The 10,760-nt window shown below is 43.1% G+C and carries 9 protein-coding genes and 1 other RNA gene; all 10 read left to right on the top strand.

Translation table 11 applies throughout. From position 1 onward, the window contains the following. Positions 1 to 223: 223 nt before the first annotated feature. Positions 224 to 1,417 carry a phosphoglycerate kinase gene (locus tag AN619_RS13465; protein WP_242867410.1) on the top strand — a complete coding sequence of 398 codons (1,194 nt, stop codon included), beginning with the start codon at positions 224 to 226 and terminating at the stop codon, positions 1,415 to 1,417. A 12-nt stretch (positions 1,418 to 1,429) separates the two neighbouring features. Next, positions 1,430 to 2,176, top strand: a complete 747-nt coding sequence (gene tpiA / locus AN619_RS13460) for a triose-phosphate isomerase (protein WP_068557784.1) — start codon at positions 1,430 to 1,432, stop codon at positions 2,174 to 2,176. Between the two features lie 21 nt (positions 2,177 to 2,197). Then, positions 2,198 to 3,490 carry a phosphopyruvate hydratase gene (gene eno / locus AN619_RS13455; RefSeq protein ID WP_068557782.1) on the top strand — a complete coding sequence of 431 codons (1,293 nt, stop codon included), beginning with the start codon at positions 2,198 to 2,200 and terminating at the stop codon, positions 3,488 to 3,490. A 231-nt stretch (positions 3,491 to 3,721) separates the two neighbouring features. Next, positions 3,722 to 3,952 carry a preprotein translocase subunit SecG gene (gene secG, locus AN619_RS13450; protein WP_068557780.1) on the top strand — a complete coding sequence of 77 codons (231 nt, stop codon included), beginning with the start codon at positions 3,722 to 3,724 and terminating at the stop codon, positions 3,950 to 3,952. Positions 3,953 to 4,007: 55 nt separating this feature from the next. Further along, positions 4,008 to 5,999, top strand: coding sequence for a sodium-translocating pyrophosphatase (locus AN619_RS13445; RefSeq protein ID WP_068557778.1), 1,992 nt, complete (start codon positions 4,008 to 4,010; stop codon positions 5,997 to 5,999). Positions 6,000 to 6,151: 152 nt separating this feature from the next. Further along, positions 6,152 to 8,275: a ribonuclease R gene (gene rnr, locus AN619_RS13440; RefSeq protein WP_083525148.1), complete on the top strand. Its 2,124-nt coding sequence runs from the start codon at positions 6,152 to 6,154 to the stop codon at positions 8,273 to 8,275. A gap of 80 nt (positions 8,276 to 8,355) precedes the next feature. Then, positions 8,356 to 9,207, top strand: coding sequence for a Cof-type HAD-IIB family hydrolase (locus AN619_RS13435; protein ID WP_068557788.1), 852 nt, complete (start codon positions 8,356 to 8,358; stop codon positions 9,205 to 9,207). Positions 9,208 to 9,282: 75 nt separating this feature from the next. After that, on the top strand, positions 9,283 to 9,750 hold the full coding sequence (smpB, locus tag AN619_RS13430) for an SsrA-binding protein SmpB (protein WP_068557776.1): 468 nt from the start codon (positions 9,283 to 9,285) through the stop codon (positions 9,748 to 9,750). 34 nt (positions 9,751 to 9,784) lie between these two features. Next, positions 9,785 to 10,135: a transfer-messenger RNA gene (gene ssrA, locus AN619_RS13425) on the top strand. Positions 10,136 to 10,546: 411 nt separating this feature from the next. Continuing rightward, the coding region (locus AN619_RS13420; protein ID WP_068557774.1) for a transposase at positions 10,547 to 10,760 on the top strand (214 nt) is incomplete at its 3' end.

The following is a 10,760-nucleotide window of genomic DNA, read 5'->3' as shown; positions in this document are numbered from 1 at the left end:
GGATTCACTACTCTAACTAAAAGGCTTTCTATGTGATATTAATCCTGATGAACCGCCGGATACGGGACCGTATGTCCGGTGGTGTGAGAGGACGGTAGATAAATTAATTATCTACCTCCTACTCGATATATCCTTACACTGAAATGATTGACGGGAAGAAAATCGTATGTTACATATAATATAGTATGTTACACATAAATTTTGAAAGATGAGGGGTGTAGGCATGTTGAATAAAAAAACAATTGAAGATGTGGAAGTAGGCGGAAAAAGGGTTTTGGTCAGATGCGACTTTAACGTACCCATGGATGAGAACAAAAATATTACTGATGATATTCGCATTCGAGGGGCCTTGCCAACCATACAATATCTTGCGAAAAATGGAGCAAAGGTCATATTGATGTCCCATTTGGGCAGGCCGAAGGGGGAGGCGAATAAAAAATACAGCTTGGAACCCGTGGCCAAAAGATTGGCAGAATTATTAAATCAAGAAGTCATTTTTGCGGCAGATGATACGGTGGTGGGGGAAAACGCCAGAAAGGCTGTGGCAGAGATGAAGGATGGAGAAGTGGTCCTCCTAGAAAATGTACGGTTTCGAAAGGAAGAAGAGAAAAATCATCCCGAATTTTCTAAAGAATTGGCTAGCCTGGGAGAATTGTTTGTAAACGATGCCTTTGGTACTGCCCACAGAGCCCATTCCTCTACGGCCGGCATTGCTGATTATCTTCCATGTGTTTCAGGTTATCTCATTCAAAAAGAAATTGAGATGATGGGGAAGGCGCTGCATAGCCCGGAAAGGCCTTTTGTGGCAATCCTTGGAGGAGCAAAGGTTTCCGACAAAATCGGCGTCATCAACAATCTGTTGGAGAAAGTGGATTCTTTGATTATTGGAGGCGGTATGGCCTTTACATTCTTGAAGGCCAAAGGATATGAAGTGGGAAAATCCTTGTTGGAAGCAGATAAACTGGATCTGGCGAAGGAATTGATGGAAAAAGCCAAAGTCAAGGGTATAAAGCTGCTGTTGCCTGTGGATGTGGTGGTAGCCGGAGAATTCAAAGCCGATGCAGACCATGAAACCGTAAACGTGGCCAATATCCCGGCAGATAAGATGGGATTAGATATAGGTATGGAATCTGTAAAACTTTTTGCTGATGAAATCAAGAAGGCTCAGACTGTTGTGTGGAACGGACCTATGGGTGTATTTGAAATGCCTGCCTTTGCCATAGGAACGAAGGAAGTGGCCAAAGCACTGGCAGAGAGCAAGGGAACAACGATTATCGGTGGAGGAGATAGTGCGGCTGCCGTTGAGCAATTGGGATTTGCCGACAGGATGACCCATATCTCCACAGGCGGAGGCGCATCCTTGGAATTCCTTGAAGGTATCGAACTGCCCGGCATCGCCGTAATCGAGGACAAATAGGGAGGTGCTGCTGTGAGAATACCAATTATCGCAGGCAACTGGAAAATGCATAAAACCATCGATGAAGCAGTACAATTTGTAAAGGAGATCAAGGATGAAGTCAAGGGGACTGACGTGGAAGTAGTCATCTGTGCCCCTTTTACCCTGCTGTTGCCTTTAAAGGAAGCAGTAAAAGATACAAATATTAAGCTGGGCGCTCAGAACATGCATTGGGAAGAACAGGGGGCCTTTACCGGTGAAATCTCTCCCGTCATGTTGAAGGATATTGGTGTGGATTACTGTATTATCGGCCATTCTGAAAGAAGACAATATTTTCATGAGACGGACGAAACCGTCAATAAAAAAGTTCATGCGGCCCTAAAGCACAACATTAAGCCCATTGTATGCGTAGGGGAAACCTTGGAAGAAAGAGAACAGGGAAAGACAGAAGAAATCGTCAAGAATCAAATTCGAAAGGCCTTGGCGGGCGTGCCCGGTGCAGAAGTGACCCAAATTGTCATTGCCTATGAACCCATATGGGCCATTGGCACTGGAAAAACGGCTACGCCAGAGCAAGCCAATGAAGTAATCTATCAGATTCGGGAAACCATCAAAGAACTGTACGGAGAAGATCTCTGCACGGAGATTCGCATTCAATACGGCGGCAGTGTGAAAGGGTCCAATGCAGAAGAGATTATGAATCAAGAAGATATTGACGGGGCTTTGGTCGGGGGAGCCAGCTTAAAAGCCGATGAATTTGTACAAATTGTAAATTTTTAATAGGGAAAGGAGAAGATACATATGTCAACAATTATTGCAGATATTTATGCTAGAGAGGTATTGGACTCCAGAGGGAATCCCACGGTGGAAGTGGAGGTATATTTAGAGGGAGGTGCCATGGGCAGAGCCATGGTTCCGTCAGGAGCTTCCACGGGAGCCTTTGAAGCGGTGGAATTAAGAGACGGAGATAAAAACAGATACTTGGGAAAAGGGGTATTACAGGCAGTAGAAAACGTCAATGAAATCATTGCTCCTGAGATCATCGGCATGGATGCCCTGGACCAAGTGGCCATCGATATGGAATTAATCCGACTGGACGGCACAGAAAATAAGGGAAAATTAGGCGCCAATGGGATTTTGGGCGTATCCATGGCTGTAGCCAGAGCCGCTGCAGATGCTCTGGGAATGCCGTTGTTCCAATATCTCGGTGGGGTAAATGCAAAGACATTGCCCGTGCCCATGATGAATATTTTAAATGGGGGAAAGCATGCAGACAATAATGTGGATATCCAGGAGTTTATGGTGATGCCCGTTGGAGCATCCAGCTTCAAAGAAGGCTTAAGGATGGGAGCAGAAATTTTCCACAACCTGAAAAAAGTGCTTCAGTCAAAGGGCTTGAATACAGCGGTAGGAGATGAGGGTGGTTTTGCGCCAAACTTAACTTCTAATGAAGAGGCCTTGGAAGTGATTATAGAAGCCATTGAAAAGGCCGGTTATACTCCAGGCAAAGATGTAATGTTGGCCTTGGATGTAGCTGCTACAGAACTTTATGATAAGGAAGAGAAAAAGTACAATTTGGCCGGAGAAGGTGTGGTAAAGACGTCCGAGCAGATGGTGGAATTCTATGAGCACCTTGTCAATAAATATCCCATCATCTCCATCGAAGACGGATTGGATGAAGAGGATTGGGATGGTTGGAAGCTGCTGACAGAGAAATTGGGCAAGAAAATCCAGCTGGTGGGAGACGATTTGTTTGTAACCAATACATCCAGATTAGAAAGAGGAATTAAAGCCAATACGGCCAATGCCATTCTAATCAAATTGAATCAAATCGGAACCATTACAGAGACCTTGGATGCCATTGAAATGGCAAAAAGAGCCGGATATACCGCTGTGGTATCCCACAGATCAGGAGAAACAGAAGATGCAACGATTGCAGACTTGGTTGTGGCGGTAAATGCAGGACAAATTAAAACAGGCGCTCCATCCAGAACTGATAGGGTAGCAAAATACAACCAACTGTTAAGAATTGAAGAAATGCTGGATTATACTGCAAAATATGCGGGAATGAATGCCTTTTACAATTTAAAATAAAGAGGTATAGGGTTTGTCAATTTCAACAATAATATAAGGATAGAACAGCCTATCCTTATATTATTGTCATTTTATTGATCACTTCAAAAATGCATAAAAAAGTTTTGACGTACAAAATATTTGCAATTATTCTAGAAAAGTGGATAAATTGTGCCAGGGGATAATATTTATTGATTTTAAAAGGCACCTATGTTAAAATATGTATGTTAATTAGACGGAGGAGGTGGAAAAATGAGAATTGTACTGATGGTTATTCAAGTGATTGCAAGTCTTATTCTTATCGGAAGTATATTGCTTCAATCAGGAAAGAGTGCAGGATTATCTGGTGCCATTGCCGGCGGAGCGGAACAACTGTGGGGTAAGCAAAAAGGTAGAGGATATGAAGAACTGTTAAGCAAAGTTACAACAATCGGAGCAATTGTTTTCATTATTAATTCAATTCTTTTGATCAGATTATTCTAATAGGAAACACCAGAGTCTGTTGTAACAGATTTGGAAAATAAAGGAGGCATCAGGAATGGATTATGCATTGTTAGCGCCTATAGTAGGAATAATCGCATTGGCTTTTGCATATATGCTTACAGCAAGAATCAATGGCGTAAATGTCGGCACTGACAGGATGAAAGAAATTTCTTCATATATACATGAAGGTGCTATGGCCTTCTTGACAAGGGAGTATAAGGCTCTCGTTATTTTTGCAGGGATTCTTTTTGTAGTGATTGGCATAGGTTTAAACAGTTGGCTGACGGCTGTATGCTTTCTGGTGGGTGCATTTTTTTCAGCCCTTGCGGGATTCTTTGGCATGCAGGTTGCTACAAAGGCAAATGTGCGGACAGCCAATGCTGCCAGAGAAAATGGCATGAATAAGGCCTTAAGCGTAGCTTTCAGTGGTGGCGCCGTGATGGGTATGTCCGTCGTAGGTTTAGGGATCATCGGTGTAGGCGGTTTATACTATTTGATCAGAGACCCGGGAATCATCACCGGTTTTGGTTTGGGTGCTTCATCCATCGCTTTATTTGGGCGTGTGGGGGGCGGTATCTACACCAAGGCAGCAGATGTGGGTGCTGACCTTGTGGGTAAGGTAGAGGCTGGCATTCCGGAAGACGATCCGAGAAACCCGGCGGTGATTGCGGATAACGTAGGAGATAATGTGGGAGACGTTGCAGGGATGGGAGCAGACCTGTTTGAATCCTATGTGGGCTCCATTATTTCTGCCATTACTTTGGGTGTAGTCATTCCAAGCATTGATCCCGTAACAGGAGCAATGTTCCCCTTGGCTTTAGCGTCCCTTGGCATTATTGCATCTATTATCGGTTCCCTCTTTGTAAAAGGGGATGAAAATACAAATCCTCAAAAAGCATTAAAGATGGGTACATATGTATCCGGTATCATTGTCGTTGCTGGGGCCTTCTTCTTAAGCAGATCTTTGTTTGGTGATTTAAATGCTTTTTGGGCAATTGCTTCAGGTTTGATTGTGGGTATGATTATCGGGCAATTAACGGAAGTATATACATCCGGAGATTACCAGTCTGTGAAAAAGATTGCACAACAGTCTGAAACAGGTCCTGCCACGACCATCATCAGTGGTTTGGCCGTAGGGATGTTATCAACGGCTTGGCCCATTATATTTATTTGCGTCGGCATCCTGATCGCATTTAAATTCTTTGGCTTATACGGTATTGCCTTGGCTGCTGTAGGAATGCTGTCCACAACAGGTATTACCGTTGCGGTAGATGCTTATGGTCCCATTGCAGACAATGCCGGCGGTATTGCGGAAATGTCAGGGCTTCCCAAGACAGTGCGTGCTATCACCGATAAATTGGATGCCGTAGGGAATACAACGGCAGCTATCGGTAAAGGTTTTGCCATCGGCTCTGCTGCATTGACAGCCCTTGCCCTGTTTGCATCGTATTCTCAAGTAGTAAAATTAGAAAAGATTGATATTCTGGATCCGCTGGTAGTAGTGGGTCTGTTGATCGGTGGTATGCTGCCCTTTTTATTCTCTGCCATGACCATGGAATCTGTAGGCAAGGCTGCTTTCCAAATGATTGAGGAAGTAAGAAGGCAGTTTAGAGAAATCCCGGGATTAATGGAGGGCAAAGCAAAGCCCGATTATGCAAAATGTGTTGACATCAGTACAGCAGCAGCCCTGAAGGAAATGTTGGTTCCCGGTGTGATGGCCGTATTGGCGCCGGTGGCAACAGGACTGCTTTTAGGACCTGAAGCCCTTGGCGGTTTGTTGGCGGGCTCCCTTGTATCGGGGGTATTGCTGGCAATCCTGATGGCCAATGCCGGTGGTGCATGGGATAATGCAAAAAAATACATTGAAGAAGGACATCACGGCGGAAAGGGGAGCGATCCTCACAAGGCTGCAGTGGTGGGGGATACGGTAGGGGATCCTTTTAAGGATACATCGGGTCCGTCTATCAATATCCTAATTAAGCTGATGACGATCGTTGCCCTTGTATTTGCGCCGTTGTTCTTAAAATTTGGCGGACTATTTTTCTAATCGGATATACAAGTCCTATTCCGTTTACCCGGGGTAGGACTTTTTCCATGGGAAAAGAATGAAAAGAAAGAAATATTTGCTCTGAATTGGGGTAGAATATAGGTAAGCCTTTGGATAAATTTAGATTTTTTTAAGAGATTGGAGGAATTATATTGATCAGCAGAGAGAAGATACTGGAATTTATGCGGGAAAAAGCATATAGTCCCATGCTGGATATAGAACTGGCCGAGGTATTTGCTATAGGGCCTCAGGAGATTGGAAAATTTTATTCTATATTGGATGATATGGAGCAAAAGGGAGAGATCATCAAAACCAAGAAGAACCGGTATGCTGCCCCCGAAAGAATGAATTTGATGGTGGGGAAACTTCAACAGCATGCAAAGGGCTATGGGTTTCTTTTGTCAGAATTGGAGGGATATTCCGATGTATTTATCCCCGCCAGTGACATGAACGGAGCCATGCACAATGATCGGGTGATTGCCAGGGTTATCAAGCGGAGCAGTGACGGGAAAAAGTCAGAAGGTGAAATTATTCGTATTATTGAAAGGGCCAATAAGGAAGTGGTAGGAACCTTTGAAAGCAGTAAGAACTTTGGTTTTGTCGTGCCCGACGACCGCCGGATCAACATGGACATTTATATTCCCAAAAGTGAGTTTAACGGGGCAAAAGACGGATATAAAGTGGTTGCCGAAATTACAAGATGGCCGGAAGCCCGAAGGAATCCGGAAGGAAGAATTATTGAAGTAATTGGCCATAAAGATGATGTAGGCACGGATATTTTATCTATCATCAAAAAATACAAATTGCCGGAGGAATTTCCCAAAAAGGTGGAAGAAGAGGCGCAAAGCATTCCCGAGATCATACCGGAAGAAGAAATTGCCCGCAGAAGAGATTTGCGCCATGAAAGAATTGTAACCATTGATGGGGAAGATGCCAAGGATTTGGATGATGCCGTATCGGTGCAAAGACTGCCCAATGGCAATTATCTCCTGGGCGTGCATATTGCCGATGTAAGCTTTTATGTCAAAGAGGGGAAGCCTCTGGATAAGGAAGCACTAAAACGAGCAACCAGTGTGTATCTGGTGGATCGGGTGATTCCTATGCTTCCCAAAAAGCTGTCCAATGGTGTATGCAGTTTAAACCCCAAGGTGGATCGACTCACCCTATCGGTAACCATGGAAATAGACAAAAAAGGAAAAGTGATACAACATGAAATTTTTGAAAGTGTGATCAGAACCTGTGAAAGGATGACTTATACCGATGTATCGGACATTCTGGAAAAACAGGATGAAACCTTAATGAAGCGATATGATTATCTGATCGCAGATTTTCGACTGATGGAAGAATTGTGCAAGATATTAAGAAAAAGAAGGGAAGACAGGGGAAGCATCGATTTTGATTTTGACGAATCGAAGATCATCTTGGACGAAAACGGAAAACCCATTGAGGTCAGAAAGGCGGAGCGAAGAATTGCCAATCGCATTATTGAAGAATTTATGCTTATTTGCAATGAGACTGTAGCAGAGCATTATTATTGGGCCAATATCCCCTTTGTCTATCGTATCCATGAAGATCCGGATATGGAGAAGATAGAAAACTTTAATAAGTTTATTCATAATTTCGGCTATCATCTCAAGGGCGCAACCAATGAAGTACATCCAAAGTCCCTTCAGGATCTGTTAAAAAAAGTGGAAGGAAAAAAAGAGGAAAGAATTATCAATACGTTGATGCTGCGATCATTAAAACAGGCTAGGTACTCTCCGGAGTGCAGCGGTCACTTTGGGCTGGCGGCCCAGTATTATTCTCACTTTACTTCCCCTATCCGAAGATATCCTGATCTGCAGATTCACCGCATTATTCGGGAAAGTCTCAGCGGCAAGCTGACGGAAAAAAGGATTGAAAAACTGAAGGGGATTGTAGCCAAGACTGCAGAGAAATCTTCAGAGAGGGAAAGAATTGCGGAGGAAGCAGAACGGGAGACAGAGGACCTCAAAAAAGCCGAATATATGAGCTACCATATTGGGGAGGAATTTGACGGCATCATCAGCAGTGTTACTTCCTTCGGCATGTTCGTGGAATTGGAAAATACCATTGAAGGATTGGTGCGAATTAGTTCTCTGATTGATGACTATTATATTTACGATCCCGACCATCATCTGTTCCGGGGGGAAAGGACAAAAAAGACGTATCGCATCGGAGATGAAGTCAGGGTAAAGGTTGTCCATGTAGACATTGCCCAACAAGAGATCGATTTTGTTTTGGTTTCCCAGGGATAAATTTTCCACAGGCACACCATGGTGTGCCTTCATTATGTGGTATAATAGGGGATGGGAGGAAAATGAAGGAGGCAAGAATCATGGCTTATAAATTAATTGTCAGCGACATGGATGGCACTTTGCTGACCAGCAATGGCAAAATATCCGAAGAGACAGAAAAGGTACTGCGGCAGTTGATGGATAAAGGGATTCATGTGGCAGTGGCCACGGGAAGAATCTTTACATCGGCCAAGGTGTATGCAAAATATTTAGGGGTAACCACACCCATTATCGCCTGCAACGGGGCTATGGTGAGAAATCTAAAGGACATGAAAATTATTTATGAAAGTCATCTCAGCCGGGAGGATTGTCTTAAAATCCTGGAAATTTGCCGCAAGCATCATTTGTATTTTCATTTCTATACAGATACGATTTTCTATACAGAACGCTTGGATTACAGTTCTTTGAAATATTCTGAATGGAATAAGACCCTCCGTGAAGAGGAAAAAATTGATCTACGGGTGATCGATGATCCTTATAAGATTATCCAAAACAACGAATCAAAAATCTATAAATTTGTGATCATTGATCAGGATAAGGAGCTCCTAGCGAAGGTAAGGAGGGAATTGGAGGCAATCCCTACCATTGAATGCAGCAAATCTTGGCATAACAATTTGGAGATTATGAACAGGGGTGTGAGCAAAGGGGCAGCCGTAAGGCGATTGGCAAAATCTTTGGGGATCCGGCGTGAAGAAGTAATTTGTTTCGGAGACCATGAGAATGACCTTAGCATGATAGAATATGCCGGTTTAGGGATTGCCATGGGAAATGCCGATGAAGTGGTGAAAGCCCGGGCCGATTATGTAACGGCAACCAATGACGAGGACGGTGTGGCAAAGGCTTTAAAAAAGTTTGTATTATTGGATTCTGGCAGAGAAAGGAAAATACGCTAATTGACAAGATGCAAATTTTATGTTAACATAATTAATAGACCGTAGATAAAATTACCTTTCAAAGTAGGTGTTTGCATGGGAGAAGGAAAAGTAATAGCCAACAATAAAAAGGCAAGACACGATTATTTTATAGAAGAAACCTATGAAGCAGGGATTGTTTTGACTGGCACGGAAGTAAAATCCATTCGTATGGGCAAGATTAATCTGAAGGACAGCTATGCCGAAGTGGATCGCGGGGAGGTTTTTATCCACAACATGCATATCAGTCCCTACGAGAAAGGTAATATATACAATGTGGATCCTTTAAGGAAAAGAAAACTATTGATGCACAAAAGGGAGATTGCCAAGCTCCTTGGCTATACAACCCAGCAGGGGTATACCCTGGTACCTTTGAAGGTCTACATCAATCAGCGGGGGTTGGTCAAGATTGAGTTGGCTGTGGCCAAAGGGAAAAAGCTTTATGACAAGCGGGAAGATATTGCCCGAAAGGATGCAAATCGCCGCATTCAGAAGGAATTGAGGGAAAGACAAAGAGCCTATTGATTTTATTATCATATTCCAAATTTTATAAGATCATGGGGGCGTACAGGTTTCGACGGGGGTGTGGAGTCAGTAGCAGCGAGTCGTTGTTGCCAAGCAACGTTAAAAGTGGCACCTAAATATAAACGCAAACGAAAATTACGCTTTAGCAGCTTAATATAGCTGCTCGTCCTGCCTAGGCTGCCCACGGCTTAGGGCCAGGGCGTCGACCCAGTGGGGAACTGCCTTGGGGGTGTCTCGACCCACAGGCGGATCTATCGGGACTGGTTGATGGCAAAGCCTGTCATTGGGCGTTGCCGGAGACGAGATATCCGTACAATGACTGCACTCGGAGAAGCTGCTGGCAAAGTGCTTTCGGACAGGGGTTCGATTCCCCTCGCCTCCACCATATTTGAACGATTGATTGATACAATGTATGTAAAGCCTTGAGAAATCAGGGCTTTTTTGCTTTTTTGGGGGTTGAGTATATGAGGCGGGGGAAATTATTGTTTGATAAAAATATTATGTTAATAGAAGGATTTGTGATGTTTGTGATAAAATTTAAGTAAAGAAGTATATATGGTTGGATTAAGCAGTAGGCCATTAAGATGGAGCAATTTAAGGGGACCGAGTATATATAAGGAAGATAACAAAGCGTTTAAACTAAGTAAAAAAAAGATAAAAGAAACTATAAAAAGAATAAATAATTCTTCACGTGAAGCAATAAATAATATAACTGATGTTTGATGTTAGTATATAAGTATGGACACAAAATAAGGTTTTAGATATACTAAAGATTTAAGAAAGGAAGTGTCCATAAATGACAAATCGAAGAACTTTTACAGAGGATTTCAAAACAATGATAGCAGATTTGGTACAATCCGGTAAAACAATCAGGGAAATTTGTAGCGAATATAGCCTAAGTGAAACAGCAGTCCGAAGTTGGGTAAAAAAGAAATCTCCAATTAGCATAGAAGGAGATGTTACAAGCCTTGAAGAAATCAAGAAAATTAAAAAAGAAATTGCAAAGCTCA

The sequence above is a fragment of the Thermotalea metallivorans genome (assembly GCF_001562415.1).
Taxonomy (GTDB): domain Bacteria; phylum Bacillota; class Clostridia; order Peptostreptococcales; family Thermotaleaceae; genus Thermotalea; species Thermotalea metallivorans.
The sequence above is the reverse complement of the archived record's forward strand: the minus strand, read 5'-3'. Positions and strand labels throughout refer to the sequence as shown.

Excerpts from the sequence above, each read along its gene's own strand:
- AN619_RS13465 (WP_242867410.1), top strand. The coding sequence starts at position 224 with ATGTTGAATAAAAAAACAATTGAAGATGTGGAAGTAGGCGGAAAAAGG.
- eno (WP_068557782.1), top strand. The coding sequence starts at position 2,198 with ATGTCAACAATTATTGCAGATATTTATGCTAGAGAGGTATTGGACTCC.
- secG (WP_068557780.1), top strand. The coding sequence starts at position 3,722 with ATGAGAATTGTACTGATGGTTATTCAAGTGATTGCAAGTCTTATTCTT.
- AN619_RS13445 (WP_068557778.1), top strand. The coding sequence starts at position 4,008 with ATGGATTATGCATTGTTAGCGCCTATAGTAGGAATAATCGCATTGGCT.
- AN619_RS13435 (WP_068557788.1), top strand. The coding sequence starts at position 8,356 with ATGGCTTATAAATTAATTGTCAGCGACATGGATGGCACTTTGCTGACC.
- smpB (WP_068557776.1), top strand. The coding sequence starts at position 9,283 with ATGGGAGAAGGAAAAGTAATAGCCAACAATAAAAAGGCAAGACACGAT.